The 23,524-nt window shown below is 74.0% G+C and carries 22 protein-coding genes and 1 pseudogene; 15 read left to right on the plus strand and 8 right to left on the minus strand.

From position 1 onward, the window contains the following. Window positions 1-23: 23 nt before the first annotated feature. The 3 genes and pseudogenes from OG906_RS30500 to OG906_RS30510 all read left to right on the plus strand — a co-directional run bounded on the left by OG906_RS30500 (window position 24) and on the right by OG906_RS30510 (window position 929). A complete protein-coding gene (locus OG906_RS30500) occupies window positions 24-380 on the plus strand; it encodes a Dyp-type peroxidase domain-containing protein (protein ID WP_329447296.1) in 357 nt (118 codons plus the stop codon). Window positions 381-471: 91 nt separating this feature from the next. Next, window positions 472-621 (plus strand): annotated as a pseudogene (locus tag OG906_RS30505) (iron uptake transporter deferrochelatase/peroxidase subunit); the annotation flags it as partial. A 38-nt stretch (window positions 622-659) separates the two neighbouring features. Continuing rightward, window positions 660-929: a hypothetical protein gene (locus OG906_RS30510; RefSeq protein WP_053682117.1), complete on the plus strand. Its 270-nt coding sequence runs from the start codon at window positions 660-662 to the stop codon at window positions 927-929. Between the two features lie 201 nt (window positions 930-1,130). Here OG906_RS30510 and OG906_RS30515 read toward each other — a convergent pair whose 3' ends face one another. After that, window positions 1,131-1,508, minus strand: coding sequence for a DoxX family protein (locus OG906_RS30515; protein ID WP_329447298.1), 378 nt, complete (start codon window positions 1,506-1,508; stop codon window positions 1,131-1,133). 261 nt (window positions 1,509-1,769) lie between these two features. On the opposite strand from OG906_RS30515, the gene OG906_RS30520 reads away from it, so the two are divergent. After that, a complete protein-coding gene (locus OG906_RS30520; protein WP_329447299.1) occupies window positions 1,770-2,126 on the plus strand; it encodes a YciI family protein in 357 nt (118 codons plus the stop codon). A gap of 71 nt (window positions 2,127-2,197) precedes the next feature. Further along, the gene (locus tag OG906_RS30525; protein WP_329447300.1) at window positions 2,198-3,427 is read left to right on the plus strand and encodes an RNA polymerase sigma factor; all 1,230 of its coding nucleotides are present in this window, start codon (window positions 2,198-2,200) and stop codon (window positions 3,425-3,427) included. Between the two features lie 39 nt (window positions 3,428-3,466). Here the strand turns inward: OG906_RS30525 and OG906_RS30530 are convergent, their stop codons facing one another. The 4 genes from OG906_RS30530 to OG906_RS30545 form a co-directional block, all read right to left on the minus strand. After that, complete coding sequence (locus tag OG906_RS30530) at window positions 3,467-4,927, minus strand: condensation domain-containing protein (protein ID WP_329447301.1); 1,461 nt, start codon at window positions 4,925-4,927, stop codon at window positions 3,467-3,469. Between the two features lie 101 nt (window positions 4,928-5,028). Continuing rightward, a complete protein-coding gene (locus OG906_RS30535) occupies window positions 5,029-6,003 on the minus strand; it encodes an ABC transporter ATP-binding protein (RefSeq protein WP_329447302.1) in 975 nt (324 codons plus the stop codon). Beyond that, window positions 6,000-8,714 (minus strand): hypothetical protein, encoded by a 2,715-nt coding sequence (locus tag OG906_RS30540; protein WP_329447303.1) that lies wholly within the window; start codon window positions 8,712-8,714, stop codon window positions 6,000-6,002. The genes OG906_RS30535 and OG906_RS30540 overlap by 4 nt, the downstream gene beginning before the upstream one ends. Continuing rightward, window positions 8,711-11,974, minus strand: coding sequence for an FtsX-like permease family protein (locus OG906_RS30545; RefSeq protein WP_329447304.1), 3,264 nt, complete (start codon window positions 11,972-11,974; stop codon window positions 8,711-8,713). The genes OG906_RS30540 and OG906_RS30545 overlap by 4 nt, the downstream gene beginning before the upstream one ends. Window positions 11,975-12,198: 224 nt before the next feature. On the opposite strand from OG906_RS30545, the gene OG906_RS30550 reads away from it, so the two are divergent. Further along, the gene (locus OG906_RS30550; protein WP_329447305.1) at window positions 12,199-12,942 is read left to right on the plus strand and encodes an ABC transporter ATP-binding protein; all 744 of its coding nucleotides are present in this window, start codon (window positions 12,199-12,201) and stop codon (window positions 12,940-12,942) included. Window positions 12,943-12,970: 28 nt separating this feature from the next. Here OG906_RS30550 and OG906_RS30555 read toward each other — a convergent pair whose 3' ends face one another. After that, complete coding sequence (locus OG906_RS30555) at window positions 12,971-13,933, minus strand: GlxA family transcriptional regulator (protein WP_329447306.1); 963 nt, start codon at window positions 13,931-13,933, stop codon at window positions 12,971-12,973. Window positions 13,934-14,123: 190 nt separating this feature from the next. Here OG906_RS30555 and OG906_RS30560 point away from each other — a divergent pair, with 190 nt between their 5' ends. Genes OG906_RS30560 through OG906_RS30570 form a run of 3 tightly spaced genes read left to right on the plus strand, consistent with a single transcriptional unit; the run spans window position 14,124 to window position 15,581 of the window. Beyond that, the gene (locus tag OG906_RS30560) at window positions 14,124-14,795 is read left to right on the plus strand and encodes a DJ-1/PfpI family protein (RefSeq protein ID WP_329447307.1); all 672 of its coding nucleotides are present in this window, start codon (window positions 14,124-14,126) and stop codon (window positions 14,793-14,795) included. Further along, window positions 14,792-15,298, plus strand: a complete 507-nt coding sequence (locus tag OG906_RS30565; protein ID WP_329447308.1) for a hypothetical protein — start codon at window positions 14,792-14,794, stop codon at window positions 15,296-15,298. Before OG906_RS30560 ends, OG906_RS30565 begins: the two co-directional genes overlap by 4 nt. A 1-nt stretch (window position 15,299) precedes the next feature. Then, on the plus strand, window positions 15,300-15,581 hold the full coding sequence (locus tag OG906_RS30570; protein ID WP_329447309.1) for a DUF3817 domain-containing protein: 282 nt from the start codon (window positions 15,300-15,302) through the stop codon (window positions 15,579-15,581). Between the two features lie 304 nt (window positions 15,582-15,885). On the opposite strand, the gene OG906_RS30575 is transcribed toward OG906_RS30570, so the two are convergent. Next, entirely contained in the window at window positions 15,886-16,863 is a 978-nt protein-coding gene (locus tag OG906_RS30575; protein WP_329447310.1) for a LysR family transcriptional regulator, read from the minus strand. A gap of 71 nt (window positions 16,864-16,934) precedes the next feature. Between OG906_RS30575 and OG906_RS30580 the strand changes: the two genes are divergently transcribed. Then, window positions 16,935-17,774, plus strand: coding sequence for an NAD-dependent epimerase/dehydratase family protein (locus OG906_RS30580; RefSeq protein ID WP_329447311.1), 840 nt, complete (start codon window positions 16,935-16,937; stop codon window positions 17,772-17,774). On the opposite strand, the gene OG906_RS30585 is transcribed toward OG906_RS30580, so the two are convergent. After that, window positions 17,765-18,517, minus strand: a complete 753-nt coding sequence (locus tag OG906_RS30585) for a GntR family transcriptional regulator (RefSeq protein WP_329447312.1) — start codon at window positions 18,515-18,517, stop codon at window positions 17,765-17,767. The two genes, OG906_RS30580 and OG906_RS30585, sit on opposite strands and share 10 nt — an antisense overlap. A 234-nt stretch (window positions 18,518-18,751) precedes the next feature. Between OG906_RS30585 and OG906_RS30590 the strand changes: the two genes are divergently transcribed. Genes OG906_RS30590 through OG906_RS30610 form a run of 5 tightly spaced genes read left to right on the plus strand, consistent with a single transcriptional unit; the run spans window position 18,752 to window position 23,511 of the window. Beyond that, window positions 18,752-19,921: an ABC transporter substrate-binding protein gene (locus OG906_RS30590; protein ID WP_443067423.1), complete on the plus strand. Its 1,170-nt coding sequence runs from the start codon at window positions 18,752-18,754 to the stop codon at window positions 19,919-19,921. After that, window positions 19,921-20,820, plus strand: a complete 900-nt coding sequence (locus tag OG906_RS30595) for an ABC transporter permease (RefSeq protein WP_267826907.1) — start codon at window positions 19,921-19,923, stop codon at window positions 20,818-20,820. Before OG906_RS30590 ends, OG906_RS30595 begins: the two co-directional genes overlap by 1 nt. Continuing rightward, the gene (locus tag OG906_RS30600; RefSeq protein ID WP_329447313.1) at window positions 20,808-21,749 is read left to right on the plus strand and encodes an ABC transporter permease; all 942 of its coding nucleotides are present in this window, start codon (window positions 20,808-20,810) and stop codon (window positions 21,747-21,749) included. The genes OG906_RS30595 and OG906_RS30600 overlap by 13 nt, the downstream gene beginning before the upstream one ends. 5 nt (window positions 21,750-21,754) lie before the next feature. Then, entirely contained in the window at window positions 21,755-22,849 is a 1,095-nt protein-coding gene (locus OG906_RS30605; RefSeq protein ID WP_329447314.1) for an ABC transporter ATP-binding protein, read from the plus strand. Then, complete coding sequence (locus OG906_RS30610) at window positions 22,846-23,511, plus strand: HAD family hydrolase (protein ID WP_329447315.1); 666 nt, start codon at window positions 22,846-22,848, stop codon at window positions 23,509-23,511. The genes OG906_RS30605 and OG906_RS30610 overlap by 4 nt, the downstream gene beginning before the upstream one ends. Window positions 23,512-23,524 lie beyond the last annotated feature (13 nt).

The raw sequence follows: 23,524 nt of genomic DNA on the forward strand, positions 1-23,524 counted from the left end.
CCGCACTCGCCGCGGGCGGCGCCGTGCTCACCACGGCCGCCCCCGCCGAGAGCACGAAGGACGCCGGACGGCCCGGACCCGGGGCGCGGACACCGTTCCACGGCGCCACCCAGGCCGGCATCCTGACCCGGCGCCGGCCGTACGCCCACCTCGCCGCGCTCGACCTGCTGCCCCGTGTCGACCGCCCGCTCGCCGCCGGTCTGTTGCGGGCCTGGAGCGCCGCCGCCGAGCGGATGACCCGCGGGGAGACACCGGTCGAGGGGGAATCCGAGCCCGGGATCGCCCTCGGCGCCGGTCCGACCGGGCTCACGGTCACCTTCGGACTCGGGCCGGAACTCTTCGAACGCCTCGGAGGGGAACGGCCCTCACCCGCTGGGTGATGTCCGGGTTCACCCGTCCCCCGGGGCCGGCACGTCCGGCGGGACGCACCGCAACCTCATGGGCCGCCTCGACGGCACCGCCAACCCGGCGCCGGCCGGCGGCTTCGTGCCCGTCCCACACCGGCTCGCCCGGGGGGACGCGCTCGCCCGGTACCTCGTCCACGCGGCGTCGGCGCTGTTCGTGGTGCCCGCCGGAGCGGCGCCGGGGGAGTACGTGGGGCAGGTCCTCCTGGAAGGCTGACCGGGCCCGTTGTCAGTGGGGCCTGTCAACCTGGGCGAATGGACGACAGGATGCTGCGGCGCCGGGTCTACGGCGCCGACCACGACGACCCCGACCCGGGCCCGCGCCCGGGGCACGTCTACGGCGAGCTCGTGGGCGGCCCCCTCGACGGGCTCCTCCTCGACATCACCGGCTGGAGCGGCCCCAGACTGGCCGAAGAGGCCCGACTCCCCACCGAGATAGGCCGCTACGGGGCCGGCGGGCGCGCCCACTACCGTCGCCGGCCGGCCGACCCGGACCACTGGGACTGGTCGGGCGACAGCCCCTGACCGGGCGAGCCCCCGATCCGCCGACGTTGACCGGGGGCTCTGTCGGGCACTTCCGTCGCCGGGCCCCGTTCGGATGCGCGCGTTCCGGGTGCCTTGCGACGGCGGCGTGTACGCGGCGTCGGGGTGCCCGCGGCATCGTGGCGACCGCGGCGCAGGGCCGTCGGGGCGTTCGGGTTCAGGGCTGTGTCCGGGCGCCCGGCGTCAGCCGGTCGTGGCTCCGCGACCCACCTTGCGGGCCCACAGCACCAACGGCACCTGGAGCGGCAGCCGGGCCAGCGCCGCGGCCTGTACGGCGGGGGACCGGCGCCGGGCGTCGACGGCCATCTTGACGTTCGCGGGGAAGACGCCGACGAAGAACACCGCCGTGGCCATCGCCGCCACGCGCCGGGTGCGCGGGTGCGCGACCCCGGCCGCCAGTGCCAGCTCGACGACGCCGGACGCGTACGTCCACTGGCGCGGGCTGCCGGGCAGGGAGCGCGGGACCGTCGCGTCGAACTGCTTCGGCGCGACCGTGTGCGCCACGGCGGCGCCCGCCAGCAGACCGGCGAGCAGCAGGGGTGAGGAGGGCGTGCGCGGCATCGGGGATCCTCTCGGAGAAGGTGGGGCCCGCGATCCTACTCATGGGTAGCCGCCCTGGGTCCAGGCCCGCGGCCGGCCCGACTCGGACGGGAGCGGCCCCGCCTGCCGGCCCCGACCCGACGCGCCGGCGAGAATGCGGGTCGGGGCCGATCCCGAAACCTCTTGAAGAAAGTTTCCCGGAACCGTCGATTCGGGCGTCTCCCGTTCGACGCAGGGGTGAGAGGCAGGGAAAGCCCCCGCCCTCCCGACCGAGGAGTCACCATGCCGCGCTTCCTTTCGCTGATCCGCATCGACGAGCAGAACGTGCCCACCGACGGCTTCACCCCCGAGTTCGAGCAGCGGATGGGCGCCCTCCTGGAGGAGATCACCAAGGCCGGGGTCATGCTCGACACCGCGGGCCTGCTCCCCACCGCCGAGGGCACCCGCGTCACCTGGTCCGGCGGCAAGCTCAGCTACACCGACGGCCCCTTCACCGAGACCAAGGAGGTCATCGGCGGCTACGCCCTCATGCAGTGCAAGGACAAGGCCGAGGCCCTGGAGTGGACCAAGCGGTTCCTGGAGCTGCACCCCACCCACTGGACGGTCGGCTCCGAGCTCCGCGAGATCGCCGAGGGCTGATCCGGCCGCGTGCGCGGCGTCCTGTTTGCCCTGCCTCGTCACGGCTGCTCTGATGGGTGGCCGTGACGGCAGTGAGTACGACCCGAGCGGTCGAAACGGTGTTCAGGATCGAGTCCGCGCGGATCATCGCCGGCGTGACGCGCATCGTGCGCGACGTCGGCATCGCCGAGGAGATCGCCCAGGACGCCCTGGTCGCCGCGCTGGAGCAGTGGCCCGTGGAGGGCGTGCCGGAGCGGCCGGGCGCCTGGTTGACGACCACCGCCAGGAACCGCGCGATCGATCTCGTCCGCCGCAAGGAGGCCTACGCCCGCAAACTCGCCGAGGTGGGCCGCGCCCTGGAGGACGTACCGCCCCCCGAGGAGCCGGCCGAGCCGGAGGACATCGACGACGACCTGCTGCGGCTGATCTTCACCGCCTGTCATCCGGTGCTGCGGACGGAGGGCCGGGTCGCGCTCACACTCCGTCTGATGGGCGGGCTGACCACGCAGGAGATCGCCCGCGCCTTCCTCACCTCCGAGGCCACCGTCGCCCAACGCATCGTCCGGGCGAAGCGGTCACTGGCCACGGCCGGCGTGCCGTTCGAGGTTCCGTACGGCGCCGACCGCGAGCAGCGGCTCGCCTCCGTACTGGAGGTGATCTACCTCGTCTTCAACGAGGGCTACTCGGCCACCGCCGGGGACGACCTGGTCCGCCCGGCGCTGTGTGAGGACGCGCTCCGGCTGGCCCGGCTGCTGGCCGGCCTGATGCCCGAGGAGACCGAGACGCACGGGCTGGTGGCGCTCCTGGAGTTCCAGGCCTCCCGGATGGCCACCCGCACCGGGCCCGACGGCGAGCCGGTGCTGCTCGCCGACCAGAACCGGACCCGGTGGAACCGCATGCTCATCGGGCGCGGCGTCGAGGCGTTGCACCGCGCGGGAACCGGGCCGTACTCCGTCCAGGCCGCGATCGCCGGCTGTCACGCCGCGGCCGTCCGGTACGAGGACACCGACTGGGCGACGATCGTCGCGCTGTACGGGCGACTCGTCGTGCTGATCCCGTCCCCCGTGGTGGAACTGAACCGGGCCGTCGCCGTGTCCATGGCCGAGGGCCCCGAGGCCGCCCTGCCGCTGGTCGAGGTCCTGGCGGCCGAACCGGCCCTCGCCTCCTACCACTTGCTGCCGAGCGTGCGGGGCGACCTGTTGGAGCGCCTCGGTCGCGGGGAGGAGGCCCGGGTCGAGTTCGAGCGGGCCGCCTCCCTGACGCGCAACGCCCGCGAGCGCTCCCTCCTGCTGCGTCGGGCACGGGCCGCCGCCGGCCGCTGAGCCGACACCGGGCACGGGCCGCCGCCGGGCCGGGGGAGCTCAGGCCTGGACGCGGGGCCGGACCGGCAGACGGGGCGCGGTCAGGGCGATCGGACGCCGGAACCCGCCGGTCAGGGCGATGTCCCGCACCGTCTGACGCAGGGCCGCCTGGAAGTCGCCCATGGTGGTGCGGGCGGCCGCCGTGTCCACGTAGATGGAGTTCATGTGCAGCCCGTCCGCGTCCCGTTGGAACCAGGAGCACGCGCCGTTCGCCCGCGCCGACCACACGTGGGACGTCGGCCGCCACTCGTCGTGCCGCTCGGAGCCCCGACACTTGCGCATGTCGATGTACGAGAAGAAGTTCACCGGGTACGGCCACGAGCGTGCCGCGAACTCCTCGGGTGCCAACAACTCCCAGGCCCGGACGAACGGCACGTCGATGTGGCGGATCATCTCCCCGAAACCGGCCCGAACCTGCGTCATGACCTGGGTGAAGTCCCGCCCGGGAGAGGCGTCGAACTCGATGGGCATGGTGTTCACGAACCAGCCCACCGAGTTGGTCCAGGCGTCCCGACCGCGCTCGCTGACCGGCATGAACCCGCGGTACACGCCGGGCCCGCCGGCCTCCCGCAGGCAGACGGCGACCGACGCGAGCACCCCCATGAACGGCTTGCCGCCCACGGCCAGACAGGACTTCTCGAACACCTCCGCCTCGGAGGCGTCCAGGAGCGGCGACGCCTCGTTGACGATCGGGTACATCCGGTCCGGCCGCACGCCGAGATCGAGCGGGAACCGCGGGAAGAACTCGCCGTTGCGCTCGATGAACGACTTCCAGTAGCCCAGGCGTTCGTCGTCCGCGCCGATGGAGAGGTAGCGGCGGCGCTGCTCCTCGGCGAAGTCCAGATAACTCGGCGCGGTGGCCGGCAGACCGGAACTCTCGCCCCGACGCAGGGCCTCGTACTCCGTCTCCACCTCGTGCACCACGATCGGCATCGACATGCCGTCACACACGATGTGATCGAAGGCGAGGTACACCGTCGCGGAATCCTCGCGCAGCACGGCGCCCATGGTGAACAGCGGCCAGGACAGGGTGTCGATGCTGCGCTTGAACCGTTCGACGAGGAAACCGCGCAGCAGCTCGGACGTCTCGAAGACGCCCACCTCGGCGGTGTCGAGGGCGAGTTCGTCGGCGGCCAGCGGCGCGCAGGCCAGCTCACCGGCCAGCCGGCGGAACTCGCAGCGCAACACCTCGTGCCGGCCCACGAACGCCAACAACGCCCGACTGAGCGCCGTCTCGTCGAGCGGTCCCTCGACCTCGAAGGTCACCGCGATCCAGGACGCGACCGGATCGTCGGCGGCGCGGCTCTCCTCGGCGACGGTGAAGTGCTTGTCCTGGTTGAAGGACGCCCTCCTGCCCGACGGATCGCCCCGGTCGGCGTCCTGCGCCGCCGTGGACCTCAAACGCCACTCGACCACCCTTCCGGGCGCCAAGGTGTGCATCTCCAGAGGAAACTGCCGCATTCCGTCATCCCTTCGCCCCCCGAGTCAACCCCGAGCGCCTAACGACACCCGGCCCACGGAAGTGACGCACGCACCCGCGGCGGCGTTCGGCGCGGGGCGCTTCAGCCGGTGTGCGGTACGTCCTCCGAGTCGTCGCGGCGGACCTCGATGTGGTCGGCGGCGAGGTCGACCGCGACGCGGTGCTCCATGCCCAGCGCCTCCAGGAACGTGTACGGGAGTTGCACCCGCCCGGTGCGGTCCAGCATCACGTACTCGCGTTCGCTCACGGACTCCGCGCCGTGCTCGTCGGTGACGGTGCGGCGCAGCACCTCGCTGCTGGTGCGACCGTCGCGGATGGCCACCGTGCGGCGGACCTCTCCCGCGACCATCGGGTCGTGCGTCACGATCACCACGGTCGCCCCCAGCTCCCGGTTCACGGTACGGAAGGCCTCGAAGATCGCGGCGCCGGTCTCGGAGTCCAGCTCGCCGGTCGGCTCGTCCGCCAACAGGACCGCCGGGTCGTTGGCCATGGCCACGGCGATGGCCACGCGCTGCTGCTGTCCGCCGGACAGCGTGCTCGGCCGCCGCCCGGCCAGGTCGCCGATCTCCAGCGCCGCCAACAGCTCGGCGACGCGCGCGGTCTGCCGTTTGCGGGCCGCGCGCCCGTTCCCGTCCTTCAGCTGCATCGGCAGTGCCACGTTCTGGGCGGCCGTGAGGAACGGCAGCAGGTTGCGGGCGGTCTGCTGCCAGACGAACCCCACGGTTTCGCGCCGGTAGCGCAGCCGCTCCCGCGCAGACATCTCCAGCAGGTCGTGACCGCTCACGGTGGCCTTCCCCGCCGTCGGCACGTCCAGGCCCGCCAGGATGTTCAACAGCGTCGACTTCCCGCTGCCGGACGCGCCGACCAGCGCGATCAGGTCCCCGCGGGTCACGGTCAGCTCCAACCCCTGCAGGGCCTGCACCTCCACCCCGTCGGAGCTGAAGATGCGGACCAGCCGGTCGCAGACGATGGCGTGGGCCGGATCGTGACCGCGGGGCTCGGCGGCGGCCAGCGCCCTGCGGCGCAGCTCCTCGAAGGTGGGGGCTTCGGTGTTCAACGTCGGTCTCCCGCTCTCAACTCGGTGGTGATCTGGCGCCGGCCGGACAGCGCCGCCTCGGCGAGCACGGTCAGGGCCACCAGCGCGGCCAGGCCCAGCGACTGCGCCAGCACGGGCCGGACGAGGACGCCCAGCCCGGTGGGGACCGACGAGCCGACCAGCGTCGTCAGGTCCACCGCCGGACCCAGCAGGGCGACCGCGGCGACCGCGATCAGACCGCCGCCGAGCGCGGCGGTGACCGCCTGCGGCAGCGATTCGACGAGGATCAGCGCCACGCCCTGCCGGGGCCGCAGGCCCATGGTGCGCAGTCGGGCCAGCAGCGCGGCGCGTTCGGGCGTGGCCCGGGCCAGGGTGAGCAGCACGGCCAGCGACGCGAAGCCCGCCGCGCCGGCCAGGGAGGCCCAGAACATGCGGCTCGCGGACCGCTGGAGGGGGTCGTCGGCGAGCGTCGCGACGGTGGCGGCGCTCGTGCGGACGAGGTAGCGGTCGGCCGCCGGGCCGGCGTGGGCGCGGACCACCTCGCGCAGGGCCGCGTCGTCGATGCTTCCCACCGCGAGCCAGTGGGTGGGCGGGGCACCTTTGGGGATCATGGCGGTGGCCGTGCCCGCGGGCAGCACGATGACGCCCTTGCCGGAACCTTGGAGGAGGGGCGTGCCGTCGATCCGGGCGACGGGCTTGGCGCGCAGTTCCTCACCGTTGGCGAACCGCACGCGGTGGGCCTCGCCGGCGACCTTCCCCACCAGGTCCTCGCTGAACAGTGCGGGGACGGCGTCGGGGGAGCCGCCGGCGAGCAGGGCGGGGTCGAACCGTCCGCGGCCGACGGTCCGCGAGATCTCCGCGTAGGCCACCGGGTCGGCGACGATCACCGTGACCTTGACGGACCCCCGGTCGGTGTCGAAGGCGAACGCGTCGATGTCCGCCCACAGGGTGAGGGAGGCCCGTACACCGGGCAGTTCGCCGGCCGCCTCCGCGAGGGCCTTCGGGACGGGCACTCCCGCGGGCGAGGCGACCTGGGCGTCGCCGCCCACGTCGAGCCGGGCCACCCGCGCCCGGGCGGACTCCACCCCGGACAGCACGGTGGCCCCGAACCCGCCGGTGGTGACGGCGAGCAGCAGCGCGATCAGCGGCAGTACCGAGGGCCGTGCGCGATCCCCGGGACCACGGGCCGCGCCGGTCGCCCCGAGGAAGCCCACCACACCGCGCCGGCGACCCACCGCCCGCGCGAGCGCCCCGACGAGCGGCGGCTGGAGCCGGGCCAGCAGCAGCCCGCCCGAGAGCGCCAGCAGCAGCGGGGCGGCGACGAGCAGCGGGTCGACCCCCTGTCCGGCCGGGGCGACGCCTCGGTCACGGACCTCGAACACCGCCGCGCCGGTCGCGGCGACCACCAGCAGTTCCGCGACCAGTCGGCGGCGCGGGGCGGGCGGCCGCGGCGGCGACAGCAGCACGAACGCCCGTACGGGAAAGGCGGTCAGCAGCACGAGGGTGACGGCCGCCGCGGCGAGAAGGGCGGGCAGCAGGCGGGGAGTGGGCAGCAGCAGCACGGCGGTGGTCGTCGCGAGCGCCGCCGCGGGGAGCACCGGGACGGCGCCTTCCGCGAGCACCCGGCGGACGATGGAGGAGCGTGAGCCACCCCGGGCGAGCAGCAGCCGCAACTCGGCGAGCCGCCGGTCGCCGCTCAGTCCGGCGGCGAGGAAGAACACGACGAGGGCGACGCCGACGACTCCGGCGGGACCGATCGCGGCGAGCGGCGCGGCGGCCTGCCGCCGGGCCTCCGCCCTGGCGAGCAGCTCGGGCAGCCGCGAGGAGATCCGCAGGTCGGGCCGGCCCGATGCGAGGGTCAGATCGGTGGCGGTGGGGCCGGCCACGTACGAGGCGACGGCCTCCCGGACGGCGGGCAGCCGGTCGGCGCGCAGGACGTCGGTGTCCACCGGCAACCGCCAGAAGTGCTCGGCGCGTTCGCCCCAGGACGCCAGCCGGTCGGCGCCGTCGGCCCCGACCACGGCGGACGTCTGCCAGTACTGCTTGCGGGTGCCGTTGAGGCAGGCGCGGGCCGCGCACAGCAGGTCGGTCCAGAACGGGTCGGCCTGGTCGTTCACGCCGTACACGCCGACGATCTCGGCGCTGAGCGGTCCCGCGATACCGGGATTGGGGTCAAGGACGGTGCCGACCTTCACGCCGAGGGTGTCCGCGACGCCCTGGGACACGGCGATCGGGATCGGCCCGTCCGGCGTGCCGCCGTCGGGCCAGCGGCCGGCGAGGAGTCGGGTGTGCGCGGAGAGGTCGCGCAGGTACAGCAGGTTCATCTGCGGCGGTACTTCGTAGGGGCTCGGCAGTCCCGGGTTCGTCAGGGTGCGCGGTTTGACCGCGCGGGTACCCGACACGGGGCCGTCGGGCGCCACCGCGAAGTCCCCGCCGGTGCGGGACAGCAGGAGGGACCGTACCGAGTCCGGCTCCTCGGGCGTGCGGGTACCGGGCCGGGCCTCCGCGGTGGCGAGCAGGCTCGTGAAGCCGGGCCCCTGGTCCCGCAGGAAGGACCGCAGGGCCTGGTCGGAGCCGCGGTCCAGGGCGCGCGGAAGACCGGCGGCGAGCAACACCGCGACGAACGCCAGGACGGCGCCCAGCAGGGTGGTCACCGGCGCGGCCCGCAACCGGGTCCGCACCCACGGCGCGGGGCGGGTGTGCGGCGGCGGCGCGGGGGCCGGGCTGGTCACATGTCCTCCACGTGCCGCAGCCGGGCGGCTGCGCTCAGGGCGTTGCGGCCGCGGTGGCCGCCGAGCACGGTCGACAGCAGCGGCACGGCGGCGATGCCCGCGACCAGCAGCAACGTCGTGGGGACGGGCAGATCCACCAGGACCTCCGGTACCGGCCGGCGCGCCCCCGGGGTCAGCACCACCAACGGCACGGTCAGGTGCACGATGGCGGCCCCCAGCACGAGGCCGACCCCCGCTCCGAGGCCGACCAGGACCCCGCTCTCGGCGGCCGCCGTCCAGGCCAGTGCCCGACGCGGCGCGCCCAGCGCCAGCAGTACGGCGAACTCCCCGGACCGTTCCCGCGCGTTCGCCGCGGCGGAGGCCGCGAAGCCGATCGCCGCCAGGACCGCGCAGGCCAGCGCGAGGGCGGCGAGCGCGGCCTGCGGTCCGGCGCTCAGCGGGTCGTCGAGCAGTCCTGCGACGACCTCCTCGCGCAACCGCACCTCCTGGACTCCCGCGCCCGCCCGCAGCGCGGCGGCGGCCCGGGCCGGCGCGGGGTCGTCGGCGGAGACGGCCGGCAGCCACCACTCGTCGGTCGGGGGGACCTGCTTGCCGCCCTGCGCGGCGAACAGTCGGCCCAGCGTGGCCAGGTCCACGGCCACGGCCGTGTCGCCGACCACGGGCAACGTGTCCACCGCGGTGGTGATCCGGACCGGCAGCGAGTCGCTGCCCAGGGGCACGGGGACCAGGTCGCCGACATCGGCGCCGAGGGCACGGATGTACGCGTGCGTGGCGATACCGGGGATCCCGGCGGCGGGCGGGCCGCCCGCGGTCGCGGAGATCTGGAGCGGGGCGGTCGTATCGCGCGGGTCCCGGTAGCGGATGCGTACCAACGCGTCGCCGCCGTCGCGGAGTTCACCGGTCGGAGTCTCGTTCGTCGTGGTCGGGGCCGTCAGGTGCCAGGCCGGTGCGGCGGCCCGCACCGGGACGGCCGGGCCGTCCCGGGTGTCCGAGACGGCGACGCCGCGCACCGTCACCTCACCGCCGACCTGCCGGGGTGTGCCGTAGCGCCGGGCGTCGGGGGAGAACGTGACGACGAAGCCGACGATGCTCAGCGGGCCGGCGGCGGATCCGATCGGGGCGTCGGCCAGGGCGTCGACGTCGACCGACACGGTGGTGTCGCCGTTCGAGGGGAGTTGCCGCATCGGCGCCCGGTACGTCAGCCCGTGCCGGTCGCGCAGCAGCACGCCGATCCCGGGACTGCCGGGGTCGTCGGCGGCTTCCAGGGACACGTCGACGTCGATGCGCCTCGGCTGCCCGGGCAGGGTGACCCCGTGCGCGGCGGGGGCGGACGGCGAGAGCGGACCGAACAGTTCGCGCATCCCGCGGCCGCCCCGCAGGTCCTCCCGCAGCGGGACCCGCGCGGCGACGGCGGGGGCGTCCAGCGCGACCAGGGTGGCGGCCCGCCCGCCGGGCAGGGAGTGTTCGCCGCGGATCACCGGGATCATCCGGTCGCCGCCGGGCAGTGCGGAGTACCGGCCGGCCCGCCCCATCGCGGACAGGTCGCTGCCGGAGATCCGCAGTCCTCCCGCGGTGACGAAGTCGGCTTGGTCGTGCTGGGAGTCGGTCCAGGCGGTGTGCTGCCCCAGCGCCAGTACCCCGCTGGAGACGGCGAGGACCAGCAGCAGCACGGGCCCCGTGGCCCGCCTGGGGTGGCGGGCCAACTGCCGGCCGACGAGCGCGGGGCCGAGGCCGCGGCCCCGCGCGGCGATCCGGCCGCCCAGCCGCGCGCCGAACGGCAGCAGCCGCAGGACCAGCACGGTGCCCGCGCACAGCGCGAGCGTCGGCGCCGCGACCAGCACCGGGTCCACGCCCAGGCCCCCGGCCCGTGCCGCGAGACCCTCGTCGCCGCTGTACCGGGCGAGTTGGAGGTAGGCGAGGACGGCGAGGACGACGAGCGCGAGGTCACCGCCGGCGCGGGCGGTGCCGGCCACGACGGCCTGTCGGGAACCGCTGCGGCGCAGCACGGCCGAGGCCGCCCCGCGGAGCACGACGGGCAGGCTGGTCAGCAGCGCGCAGAACAGCGCGCAGCCCAGCGCCACCGGCCAGAGCATCCAGGTGCCGGCGGAGTCGAGGGACAGCCGGGACAGTGGCCCGAACCGGCCGGACAGGCGCAGCAGCGGCGGGGTGAGGAGCGGCGCGAGCACGGCGGCGGGAAGGGCGAGCAGCAGCGACTCGGCGACGGTGAGCATCCCGAGCCGGCGTCGGGAGGCGCCCCGGGCGGTCAACAGGACCCGCTCGGTCTCCTTGCGGTCCGTCATCAGATGGGCGACCAGCAGCAGGGTCGCGGTGGCGAGCACCGCGAGCTGGAGCGCCCCGACCAGCAGGGTGGAACGGGCGACCCGCTGCGCCGACGTCAACTCGGCCAGAAGATCAGGTAGTTCGGTCTTGGCCTTGAGTCCGGCGGCGGCGAGGGGGGCACCGATCGAAGATCGTGGGTCGATGCGGGTCGCGGCGGCCCGGACCGCCTCGACGTCCGAGGGGCCGGCCGCGGTGAAGTCCGCGGTCAGCAGGGCGGCGCGGCTGTCCTGCGGGAGCCCGCCCGCGGTGAAGGCGGAGTCGTCGCCGAGTAGGGGTCCGTACGTGGTGAACGCGCCGACCTGGAGTTCCCGGCCGCCGAGCGGGTCGAGCCGCCAGTACGGGGCGTCCGGCTCGGTCGCCCGGTAGACACCGGTCACCCGGACCCTGAGCGGGCTGCCGCCGTAGCGGTCGTCGAGCCCGACCTCGGCGGGCAGCGCGCCGGCGGTCAACCCGAGCCGGTTCAACGCCGCCTGGGGCACGGCCACCTCGACGCGGGCGGAGGCGTTCGCGAGCGGCCGGGGCCACGTGCCGGACAGGAGTCGTACGCGATCCCGGTCGAGGGCCGCGAGCAGGGTCAGGTCCGCCTCCTTGCCGGGCGCCCGGGGTCCGGGAAGCCCGTAGGCGCGGCTGCGCGCCACGCTCCGCACGTCGACCGGCAGCCGGCCGAACAGGGCAGTGGCGAAGGCGCGTACGGCCTTGTCGTCGTCGGCGCGGCCGCTCGCCGGATGCTCGCCCGTGACGGTCACCGCGGTGCGGGCCCGCCCCGGACCGTGGATCGCCTGTCGCAGGCCGGCCTCGTCCACCCCTCGGGAGAAGGCGAGCAGGGCGCTGAGCGCGGTCGTGGCGATGAGTACGGTCAGCAGCACGGCGGCAGCGAGCGGCAGTCGCCCGCGCAGCCGGCGCACGACGAAGCCGATCATGTGCCTGTTCCTCCCCCGTCCGGACCACTGGTCCCGGATAGCGGACGATGTTGTCAGATTCGATCGTGTATCGGAAGGTACTTGCGCGAGGGATGTGACGGATGAGCAAATTCGGAAGGTAGTCGAAACGCGGCCGCCGGAAGCAGTCGCGCGCAGCTGAACGGCCATGACCCGGGCGGCGCCCACGGGCGAGCCCGGCCGGCCGAACCGAGGGGGATCCCACCATGACGCAGGACCAGGTCGACACCGCGGCACCCATGGTGGTGGTGCGTGACCTCCGGCGGAGCTTCGGAAGCGGTCAACAGGCCGTACACGCCCTGCGCGGCGTCACGTTCGACATCCGCAGAGGCGAACTGACCGCGCTCAAAGGCCGATCCGGATCCGGCAAGACGACCCTGCTGAACCTCGTCGGCGGACTGGACGCCCCGAGCGGCGGCAGCGTCGTCATCGACGGAACCGACCTGGCCACCCTGGACGAGCCCGGGCGGCTCGCCCTGCGCCGCGACCGGATCGGCTTCGTCTTCCAGTCCTTCGGACTGATCCCGGTCCTGACCGCCGCCGAGAACATCGGCATCCCCATGCGGATGCGAAAGGTCCCGGCCCGACAGCGCGAGGAACGCGTCCGCACCCTGCTGGCCCTGGTCGGGCTCTCCGACCACGCGGCGCAGCGCCCCGGTGAACTCTCCGGCGGCCAGCAGCAGCGCGTGGCCGTGGCCCGGGCGCTGGCCAACGAGCCCGCCCTGATCATCGCGGACGAGCCCACCGGCCAACTGGACTCCGAGACGGGCCGCTCGATCATGGAACTGCTGCGCGCGGTGGTGCGCGGCGAGGGCGTCACCGCCCTCGTCGCCACCCACGACCCGGCCCTGGTGGAACTCGCGGACCGGGTGGTGGAACTGCACGACGGCCGAGTCGCCGAGCCCGATCCCGATCCCGATGCCGCGACCGCGCACACGGCGCGGGCGTAGGGTCGGCCGCGCATCCGGCCCGCGCGGGTCACCACGCCTCGGCGGGCGCCCCGCGGAAGGAGGAGCGGTAGGCCTGCGGGGTGATCCCCGCGACCCGCTTGAACCGCTCCCGGAACGCGGTCGGTGAGCCGAACCCGGCCTGCGCGGCGATGCGCTCGACGCCGTACTCGGTGGTCTCCAGCAGGAACTGGGCCCGCCGGACCCGGGCGCGCAGCAGCCACTGCAAGGGCGTGGTGCCCGTCTGCTCCCGGAACCGGCGACTGAAGGTGCGCTCGCTCATGCCGGTCCGGGCGGCCATGGCGGCCAGGGTGAGGTCCCCGCCCAGGTTGTCCTCGATCCAGGCGAGCGCCGGCTCCAACAGCGACCCGCGGGGCACGGGAGGCTGGGCGTGCACGATGAACTGGGCCTGCCCGCCCTCCCGTTCCAGCGGCATCACCGACAGCCGCGCGGCGTCCGCCGCGACCGCCGACCCGAAGTCCCGCCGGATCATGTGCAGGCACAGGTCCAGCCCGGCCGCCGCCCCCGCCGAGGTGAGCAACTGCCCGTTGTCGACGTAGAGCACGTCGGGGCGTACGTCCACCAGCGGGAACTCCTCGGCCAGTCGCGCGGCCGCGATCCAGTGGGTCGTCGCTCCCAGCCCGTCCAGCAGCCCGGTCGCGGCGAGGACGAACGCGCCCGCGCAGATCGAGGCGATCCGGGTCCCGGCCGCCGCGGCGGAGCGCAACGCCTCCAGTACCGCCGGGTCGGGCGGCGGGGCGTCCTCCGTGCAGCCGGGCACGACGATGGTGTCGGCGTCGGCCAGGGCGTCCAGTCCGTACGGGGCGCGGATCGTGAACGCGTTGCTCGCGGTCACCTCGCCACCGGTTCCGCACACCCGGACGCGGTAGGGGAGTCGTCCGTCGGCCAGTCGGGCCCGCCCGAACGCCTCGACGGGGGTCGCGATGTCGAAGGCCACCACATGGTCCAGCGCGAGGACCGCCACGGTATGCATGCCCTTCAGGGTAGGTCAGTTCCCGCCATGCCCGAATAGGCAGGTCACAGGTGTGTGGTGGAGGGGAGAGCCGGTGGAGGCGCCGGCGGGAATCCGTTGCCCTTTGTCGTTCCAGCCCATGGGAGGCAGCGCCCGAGCCGCCTAGCGTGGGTCGCGCACCCACCCCCTGAAGCGAAAGAGGCACGCGGACATGCACGTTCAGTTCGTCCTGTTCGACGGATTCGACCCCCTTGACGTCATCGCCCCCTACGAGGTCGCGCACGCGGCCGGGACACTCGGTGGCGGCGCCGTGACCGTCGAGCTGGTGAGCGCCGAAGGGCCCAGGGAGGTGCCCGCCGGTCTCCCGAACGTGTCCCTGCGGGCCGTCGCCGTCCTGGACCCGGCGCGCGCCGACGTGATCGTGCTGCCCGGCGCGGTCGGCGACCTGCCCACCGAGAGGGAGATCACCGAGGAGGAGCGGGCGCGCACCATCCCCGCGATCCTGGCCCGCACCCTGGAGACCGAACTGCCACGGCTGGTCAAGGAGGCGCTCGACCGGGAGGACACCGTCGTCGCCACGGTCTGCGGCGGCTCGATGATCCTGGCCATGGCCGGGCTGATCGGGGGACGCCACGCCACCGGTCACCCCATGGGCCGCGACGTCCTCGAGACCGCGGGTGTCCACGCCGTCGACGCCCGGGTCGTGGACGACGGGGACCTCGTCACGGGCGCCGGGGTGACCTCCGGTCTGGACCTCGCCCTGTACCTCGTCGAGCGGGAGGTCGGCTCCCGGGTCGCCCACGCCGTGGAGGAGCTCTTCGCCCACGAGCGCCGGGGCACCGTCTGGACCGCCACGGGCGCCGAGCCCACCGTCGCGCGGTGACCGCGTTCCTGCTGGCCGTGCACGTGGTGGCGGCCATCCTCGCCGTGGGGCCGGTGACCGTCGCGGCGAGCATGTTCCCGGCGGCCGCCCGGCGCGTCCGATCCGGTGAGTCCTGCGAGCCTCCCGCCGGGTCCGGTGCGTTCGGTGCTTCCGGCGAGTCCGACGTGGGCGCCGTGCGGCTGTTGCACCGCGTCTGTCGGGTGTACGCCGTGGTGGGCGTGGCGGTACCGGTGTTCGGCCTCGCCACCGCGTCCTCCCTCGGGGTGCTGACCGATGCCTGGCTGATCACCTCGATGGTCCTCACCGCCGCCGCCGCCGCGATCCTCGCGTTGCGGATCCTGCCGGGCCAGGAGGCCGTGTTGGTCGGACTGGACGAGGGCGCGGCGCCCGTGGAGAGGGCCGCCACGGCCCGACTGGCCATGTTCACGGGCGTGTTCAACCTGCTGTGGGTCACGGTGACCGTCCTCATGATCATCCGCCCCGGCTCCACGACGGGAGCCTGAGGTGATCGCGTGCCACCCCGGCCGGCCGTTGCGGGTGGCCTCCGTCAGCGAACTCGGCTCGTTCGTCGTCCTGTTGGCGAACCTCGCCACCGTGCACCTGCCGGCGATCTCCTCGCTCGCGGGTCCCGTGCACGGCTGCGCCTACCTGTTCACCGTGGTCCCGGTGGCCCGCGACCCGAGACGGACCCCGCCGACCACCGGACTGGCCCTGCTGCCCGGGATCGGCGGTGTCCTGGCCCTGCGCCGGCTCACCCGCTCCGACGCCACCGCCACCGCCGGCTGAACCTCAGGGGACCAGCCGCTCCATGTCCTCGCGCGGCAGCGAGGGATTGCGCGCCGCCGCCTCGGCCAGGCCTCGTCGGGTCCGGTGAGCAGGGAAGCGAGGAGGGAGGGCGACAGCGCCGGATGCGCGGCGGCGGCCTCGGCGGCCCTCGGGTCCCCCAGGCAGGGCGTCAGCGCGGCGGCCGTCGCGTTCGGATGCCCGGCGATCTCGCGCAGGGCTCGTCGTACCGGCGGCTGGTGGTGGGCCAGTTCCTCCAGCAGGGCCCCGGACGCACCCGGGTTGGCGGCGACCCGCGTGTGCATCCCTACGCCGTGCGTGGCGACCATGGCGCGCAACAGCTCTTCGGTGAGGCCCGGGTGTGGGGCTCCTTCGCCGCGTCCCGCAGGGCGGCGGTCAGGGTGTCGAGGTACGGCCGTGCGTCCCGCCGGCGCGCGGTGGCCAGCCCGAGGTGTCGTACGGGGCGGGGCGGTTCGACGCGTACGGCGACGGGCGCCCCGGACGGGGCCGCGGGGCCCGGCCGGGGCGCGTCGAGCGGGGAGAGCAGGGCGACCTGGGGAACGAGCGAGACGCCGACGCCCGCCGCCACCAGGGACTGGGCGAAGAAGTAGTCGGTGGTGGAGGCCGAGATCCGGATCTCGAAGCCGGACCGCTGCGCGTACCGCCGCAGGTAGGCCTCGGTGCGGAGGCAGCCGAGCACCCAGCGGGCGTCGGTCAGTTCGGCCAGGGCGATCGAGTCGCGCCCCGCGTGCGGGTGGTCGGGCGGGAGCACCACCCACAGGGGGTCGTCCATCAACGGTGACCAGTCCACCCCGGGCAGTACGGGCAGGGGTTCGTCGAAGTGGTAGCCGAGCGCGAGGTCGGCCGCACCGTCGCGCACCATCGGCAGCGCGGCCTCCGGTTCGGCTTCCCGCACCGTCAGTTCGACCTCGGGGTGCGCCGCCACGAACCGGGGCAACGCCGCCGGCAGCAGATGCCGGCCCCCGCTGGTGAACGTGGCGACGGTCAGGCGGGGGCGGGGCGCGCTCAGGCGCTCGATCGCGTTCCGCACCCGGTCCAGTTCGGCGAAGATCGACTCCGCGGCCTCCGTCAGCAGCCGGCCCGGCTCGGTGAGGGTGATCCCGCGGCTGCCGCGCACGACCACCGGGTGACCGAGCCCGCGTTCCAGCGTCGCGATGTGTTGGGAGACGGCGGAGGGGGTCAGGAGCAGGGCGCCGGCCGCCTTGTTGAAGCTGCCGTGTTCGGCCACGGCGCGCAGGACGCGCAGCCGTTGCACATCGATCAACAGTTTTCCTTACGACAGGTTCAGCAAGACATCAGTACCGCAGGGGACGCTACAGCGGCAGAGTCGAACCCATGCGAAATTTCTTGGTCATCGGCGGGAGCCGGTACTTCGGCAGGCATCTGGTCACCTCACTCCGTGACGCCGGCGACCGGGTCACCGTCCTCAACCGGGGTTCCGTCGCCCCGCCGCCCGGTGTCGGCCACCTCGTCGCCGACCGCGACGACGAGGCGCGGTTGCGCACGGCCCTGGGGCGGCGGAGCTTCGACGCCGTCGTCGACCAGGTCTGCTACACGCCGCGGCAGGCCGCCCTCGCCCGCCGCGTCTTCGCGGGCTCCGCGGGGCGTTATGTGATGACCTCCACCATGGAGGTGTACGACCCGGCGCCCCCCACCCCCGAAGCGGCCGCCTACGCGCGGGGCAAGCGAGAGGCCGAGGCGGAACTGACCGACGCGGAGTTCCCGTTCGTCGCCGTACGCAGCGCCCATGTCCTCGGCGGCGGGCCCGCCGAGTTCACGGGGAGGCTCGCGCACTACGTCGAGCGGATCGGCGCCGGCGCCCCGGTGGACGTCCACGAGGCCCCGCGCCCCACGTCCTTCATCCACCACCACGAGATCGCGGACTTCCTGCGCTGGACGGCAGAAGGGAGCTTCACCGGCCCCGTCGACGCGGCCTCCGACGGCGCCCTGACCGTCACCGAACTCTGCGAGCTGATCGGCGCACGACTGGGACGGCGGCCCCGCTACCGGACCGTCGGGGCGGGCGCTCCCGCGTCACCGTTCTCCTTCGACCGGGACTACGCACTCGACAACTCCCGCGCCAGCGGACTCGGTTACCGCTTCACCCGGACCGCGGACTGGCTGCCGGCTGCGATCACGGAAGCCGCGCGCCCGCCCTCCCGCGCTCATGCCTGACGATCGCCCGGGTGCCTCTCCAGGGGTGTCGCCACCGCCGAGTTGCTCACGCTGAACGTGACGCTGCCCGCCCGGTAGCGGTCGTCGGACCACTCGATCGGGCGGCCGGTACGGGTCGCGGAGACATGCCGTTGGCGGAGCAGCGCCCCGCCGCGCCTGATCCCCAGCAGCCGGGCGTCCTCGCTCCCCGCCGGCAGCGCGTCGATCAGGTGCTCGCCGTACTGGGCGACGATCCCCGAGTCGCGCGCCAGACTGTCCATCACGGAACGGCAGTCCTCGGGCAGCGCCTCGACGGCCGCCGCGACCCAGTCCGCGTACGCGGTGCGCTCCACCATGGTCGGCTCACCGTCCAGCAGGCGCAGCCGCAGCACGGCCAGGATCTCGGCACCCGGCGGCACTGCGAGCCGCCGCGCCTCCTCGGCGTGGGCGGGGCGTCGGGTCCGCGAGAGGAACCGGCCGGCGGCCTCGTGGCCCACGCCCTCGGCCCACTGGGCGAAGCTGTTCAGCTCGCCGAAACTGTGCTTGCGCTCGTGACGCAGGACGATCCTGCGCGCGCCCTGCCGGGAGCCGACGAGCCCCTCGGCCGCCAGGGTGGCCACCGCCTGGCGGACCGTGCCGCGCGAGGCCGACCACCGGGCGGCCAGGTCGCTCTCCGAGGGGAGCCGCGCACCCACCCGGTACTCGCCGGACAGGATCGCCTGCCGCAGCGCCTCGGCGATCTCCAGATACCTGACCGTGCCCATGCCGTGCGCCCCTCGTCGAACCGACCGACCTCTTGCCCGTTACTCATGATCATCGAACCGCCCCTGTCACGGCTTCTTTCGGTCAATCTCCGCTCTTCCACAAGCCGTGCTCCGCGGTCCAGCCGCCGTTCACCGTCCGTACAGCGGGCCCGGGCGAACTGGAGCCAACTTGTTCAGACAAGTGGTCGGACAAGTGGTCGGACAAGAAACCCCCCTTCGTCTCCGGGAGAGACCGTGCTCAGTTCCTCCGCCCGTCGTGGTGCGGCCGTACTGCTCGGCGTCGCCGTCCTCACCACGCTCAGCGCGTGTGGTGCCGCCCCCGACCAGCAGAACGCCGGTTCGACCGGTGACGCCAAGAAGGGCGTACAGCCGGGTGCCGCGGCCTCCCTGACCGACTTCGGCGACCTGAAGGGCCTCGTCGCCGCGGCCGAGAAGGAGGGCCGGCTCAATGTGATCGCGCTCCCCGCCGACTGGGCGAACTACGGCGAGATCCTCAAGGCCTTCCAGGCGAAGTACCCCAAGATCCAGATCAACAGCGAGAACCCGGACGCCGCCAGCGCCGACGAGATCGCCGCCGTCAAGTCCCGCAAGGGCCAAAAGCGCGCCCCCGACGTCCTCGACCTCGGCATCGCCTTCGCGCGCAGCGGAGCCGGCGAGAACCTCTTCGCCCCGTACAAGGTCACCGCCTGGGACAAGATCCCCGCCGGTCAGAAGGACGCCGACGGCCGCTGGTACAACGACTACGGCGGCTACATCTCCATCGGCTGCGACGCCGCCCGCGTCCCGAACTGCCCGAAGACCTTCGCGGACCTCCTGAAGCCCGAGTACAAGGGCAAGGTCGCCCTCAACGGCAACCCGACCAAGTCCGGTTCCGCCTTCGGCGGCGTCTACGCGGCGGCCCTCGCCAACAAGGGCTCCTTCGGGGACATCCAGCCCGGCATCGACTTCTTCGGGCAGCTGAAGAAGAACGGAAACTTCATCCCCGTCGAGTCCACCCCGGCCACCGTCGAGAAGGGCGAGACGCCCATCTCCATCGACTGGGACTACCTGAACGCCGGCTACGCCGACCAGTTCAAGGGCAAGGGCGTCGACTGGAAGGTCGCCGTCCCCACCGACGGCGTCTACGCCCAGTACTACTCGCAGGCCATCAACAAGGACGCCCCCAACCCGGCGGCCGCCCGCCTGTGGATGGAGTTCCTGTACAGCGCCGAGGGCCAGAACCTCTGGCTCAAGGGCTACGCCCGGCCCGTCCTGCTGCCCGTCATGACGCAGGACGGCAGCGCCGACAAAGCCGCCGTCGAGAAGCTGCCCAAGGTCCAGGGCACCCCGTCCTTCCCGGCCTCCGCCGAGCTCGACAAGGCCAAGGCCACCCTCGCCGAGAAGTGGGACAAGGCCCTCTCCTGATGTCAGCCACCTCCACCACCCCCCACCAGGGGACCGCCGGCGGCACCCGCCGCCGGCGGCGCGGCCCGCGCACCTGGCTCGCCACCCTGCCCCTGCTCGTCTTCACCGGGCTGTGCTTCGGCATCCCGCTCGGCGCCATCGCCTTCGGAGCCGTCACCACCACCGACCCGGCCCGCGGCACCACCGCCCTGACCGGCGAGCACCTCGCGCGCTCGCTCCAGGGCCCCTACCTCGACTCGCTCGTCGGCAGTGTCCGGCTCTCCGCCCTGACCGCGCTGCTCGGCGGCGTGCTCGGCGTACTGATCGCCCAGGCCGTGGTCACCTCCCGGTCGACCGCCCTGCGCAGCGCCACCCTCACCGCGTCGGGCGTGCTGGCCAACTTCGGCGGCGTCCCACTGGCGTTCGCGTTCATCGCCACCGCCGGCATCTCCGGAGTCGTCACCCAACTCGCCGACCTCGGCGGCCTCGGCTGGAACCTGTACTCCTTCACCGGCCTGTCCGTGGTGTACCTGTACTTCCTCACCCCGCTGATGGTCCTGGTCATCGCGCCCGCACTCGACGGACTGCGCCCGCAATGGCGCGAGGCCGCCGAGAACAGCGGGGCCACCGGCCGACAGTTCTGGCGCCACGTCGGACTGCCGGTCCTCGCGCCCTCGCTGCTCGGCGGGTTCGTGCTGCTCTTCGGCACCGCCTTCGCCGCGCACGCCACGGCCGCCGCACTTGTCGGAGGCTCCGTGCCCCTGGTCACGCTGAAGATCGCGGACGCGCTGGCCGGGAACGTCCTCACCGGCCAGGAGAACGTGGCACTCGCCCTCGGCCTCGACATGATCCTGATCGCCGGCCTGGTCATGGCGGTCTACCTGCCCCTCCAGCGACGGAGCGCCCGATGGCTGCGATGACCCCGACGCCCACCCGGAACACCGTCGAGGCCCTGGAGGCCGCCGCCGCGGGGAAGCCGGCCGGCGCGCCGGCCCGGAGCCCGCGCCCGTCCCGGCCACGTCCCCGGGTGTGGCGCGGCGCCGTACTCCTCCTGGCGGGCGCCTACTTCCTCGTACCGCTCGTCGCCTCCTTCGTGTTCACCGTGCACGTGCCGGGCCAGGGCATCACCTTCGCCGCCTACACCGAGCTCCTCGCCGCCGACGGCTTCACCGAGAGCCTGCTGCTCTCCCTGGGTCTCGCCGCCGCCACCATCGCGCTGTCACTGCTCCTCGCGGTGCCCGCGCTGATCGGCGTGCGCATCGGCTCGCCCAGGCTGCGCCCCGTCGTCGAGGTCATGTGCATGCTGCCCCTGGTGGTGCCGCCCATCGCGCTGGTCACCGGCATCACCACCGTGCTGCGCTGGGGACCCGAACACCTCTCGCGGACCCCGCTCTACCAGACCTTCCTCGCGGTCCAGGACGAGCGGTTCCCCGTCGTCCTGGTCCTCGCCTACACCGTGCTGGCGCTGCCGTTCGTCTACCGCTCCCTCGACGCCGGCCTGCGCGCCGTGGACGTGCCCACCCTGGTCGAGGCCGCCCGCAGCTGCGGCGCGAGCTGGCCGTACGTCGTCCTGCGCGTCCTGCTGCCCAACCTGCGGGCCTCGCTCGCCGGAGCCGCCTTCCTCACTCTGGCCCTGGTCCTCGGCGAGTTCACCATCGCCTCGCTCCTGGGATTCCGTCCCTTCGCGGTGTGGATCGTCTCCATCTCCGGCGCCCAGGCCCGGATGTCGGTGGCCGTCTCCATCCTGAGCCTCCTGATCACCTGGCTGCTGCTGCTCGTCCTCTCGCGGGCCGGGACCACCCCGACCGCCGCGACCGGCGTCGCCCCCACCTCCCGCAAGGAGTCCTGACCCCCATGTCCACCACCCTTCCCGCGACCCGGAAGCCGGCGGATCCCGACACCCCCGCGGGGGCGCGCGTCGAATTCCGCGGCCTGCGCCGGACGTTCGGCTCCACCGTGGCCCTGGACGGTCTCGACCTCACCATCGAACCGGGCGAACTCGTCGCGCTGCTCGGACCGTCGGGCTGCGGAAAGACCACCGCGCTGCGCGTCGTCGCCGGCTTCGAACAGCCCGACGCCGGCGAGGTCCTCGTCGACGGACAGGACATCACCCGCGTCCCGGCCAACCGCCGCGACGCCGGGATGGTCTTCCAGTCGTACAGCCTCTTCCCGAACCTCAACGCCCGCGACAACGTGGCCTTCGGCCTGCGCGTGCGCAAGGTGGACGCGGCACGGCGCCGCGAACGGGCCGCCGAACTCCTCGACCTCGTCGGCCTGCCCGACCACGGCGACCGCTACCCGCACCAGATGTCCGGCGGCCAGCAGCAACGCGTCGCACTGGCCCGCGCCCTCGCCCTGCGCCCGCGCGTCCTGCTCCTCGACGAACCGCTCTCCGCACTCGACGCCAAGGTGCGCTCGAACCTGCGCGACGAGATCCGCCGACTCCAACTGTCCCTCGGCATCACCACCGTGTTCGTCACGCACGACCAGGAGGAGGCCCTGTCGATGGCCGACCGCGTCGCCGTGCTGAACGCCGGGCGGCTGGAGCAGTGCGCCGCCCCCGCCGAGCTGTACGAGCGGCCGGCGACGCCCTTCGTCGCCGAGTTCGTCGGCACCATGAACCGGCTCCCGGGCCGGCTCACCGACTCCGGGCTGGTGGACGTGGCGGGCTCGCGGCTGCCCGTGGACGGCCCCGTCCCGACCGGCAGGGACGTGGAGGTGCTGGTCCGCCCGGAGAACGTCACCGCGACCGCCGACACCGCGGGCACGGCCACCGTCGTCTCCGCCTCCTTCTTCGGATCCGTCACCCGACTGCACCTCGAACTGCCCGGCGGGGCGAGCGTCAAGGCCGACCTGCCGTCGCGGGACGCCGGGGAACTGCCGCCCGGCGCACGGGCGACCGTCGGCCTGACCGAACGGCCCGTCCTCGTCGTGGCGAGGGCCTCGTGAGCGCGCTCGCGGCGGTCCTGTTCGACATGGACGGCACCCTCGTCGACACCGAGGTGCTGTGGTGGCGGACCACCGAGGAGACCGCCGCGGCGATGGGCCACACCCTGACCGACGCGGACGCGCCCGAGGTCGTCGGCCGGGCGGTGGAGGACACCGCCGCCCACCTCGTACGGGTCACGGGCGGGGGAGACCCCGCCCGGGTGGGCGCCGCGCTCACCGAGGACTTCCTCCGACGGGTGCGCGCCGGGGCGCCGATGCGGCCCGGCGCCCAACGACTGCTGACCGCCCTCACCACCGAAGGAGTGCCCTTCGCCCTGGTCAGTGCCTCACCGCGGGTGGTGGTCGACTCGGTGCTCGGCGGCGCCCTCGCCCACGTCCCCTTCGCCCTCACGCTGTCCGCCGACGACACCGCGCGGACGAAGCCCCACCCGGACCCCTACCGGGCCGCCGCCGAACGGCTGGGCCTCGTACCGCAGGCGTGCGTGGCGGTGGAGGACTCCCCGGACGGCGCGGCCTCGGCGGAAGCCGCCGGCTGCGCGGTCCTGGTGGTGCCCTCCCTGCTGCCGGTGCCCGCCTCGGCGGCGCGCCGCTTCGCCCGGACGCTGGAGGAGGTCACCCCGGACGTCCTGCGCGCCTGCCTGGCCGCGCGCCTCCCGGCCTGACCAGATACCGCAG

The organism is Streptomyces sp. NBC_01426 (genome assembly GCF_036231985.1).
Lineage (GTDB): Bacteria > Actinomycetota > Actinomycetes > Streptomycetales > Streptomycetaceae > Streptomyces.

What these genes read in the sequence shown, in the direction of transcription:
- OG906_RS30515 (WP_329447298.1), bottom strand. Translation starts at nt 1,508, where the DNA reads ATGCCGCGCACGCCCTCCTCACCCCTGCTGCTCGCCGGTCTGCTGGCG.
- OG906_RS30555 (WP_329447306.1), bottom strand. Translation starts at nt 13,933, where the DNA reads ATGCATACCGTGGCGGTCCTCGCGCTGGACCATGTGGTGGCCTTCGAC.
- OG906_RS30530 (WP_329447301.1), bottom strand. Translation starts at nt 4,927, where the DNA reads ATGCGGCAGTTTCCTCTGGAGATGCACACCTTGGCGCCCGGAAGGGTG.
- OG906_RS30585 (WP_329447312.1), bottom strand. Translation starts at nt 18,517, where the DNA reads ATGGGCACGGTCAGGTATCTGGAGATCGCCGAGGCGCTGCGGCAGGCG.
- OG906_RS30510 (WP_053682117.1), top strand. Translation starts at nt 660, where the DNA reads ATGGACGACAGGATGCTGCGGCGCCGGGTCTACGGCGCCGACCACGAC.
- OG906_RS30600 (WP_329447313.1), top strand. Translation starts at nt 20,808, where the DNA reads ATGGCTGCGATGACCCCGACGCCCACCCGGAACACCGTCGAGGCCCTG.
- OG906_RS30560 (WP_329447307.1), top strand. Translation starts at nt 14,124, where the DNA reads ATGCACGTTCAGTTCGTCCTGTTCGACGGATTCGACCCCCTTGACGTC.
- OG906_RS30605 (WP_329447314.1), top strand. Translation starts at nt 21,755, where the DNA reads ATGTCCACCACCCTTCCCGCGACCCGGAAGCCGGCGGATCCCGACACC.
- OG906_RS30550 (WP_329447305.1), top strand. Translation starts at nt 12,199, where the DNA reads ATGACGCAGGACCAGGTCGACACCGCGGCACCCATGGTGGTGGTGCGT.
- OG906_RS30595 (WP_267826907.1), top strand. Translation starts at nt 19,921, where the DNA reads ATGTCAGCCACCTCCACCACCCCCCACCAGGGGACCGCCGGCGGCACC.
- OG906_RS30580 (WP_329447311.1), top strand. Translation starts at nt 16,935, where the DNA reads ATGCGAAATTTCTTGGTCATCGGCGGGAGCCGGTACTTCGGCAGGCAT.
- OG906_RS30545 (WP_329447304.1), bottom strand. Translation starts at nt 11,974, where the DNA reads ATGATCGGCTTCGTCGTGCGCCGGCTGCGCGGGCGACTGCCGCTCGCT.
- OG906_RS30520 (WP_329447299.1), top strand. Translation starts at nt 1,770, where the DNA reads ATGCCGCGCTTCCTTTCGCTGATCCGCATCGACGAGCAGAACGTGCCC.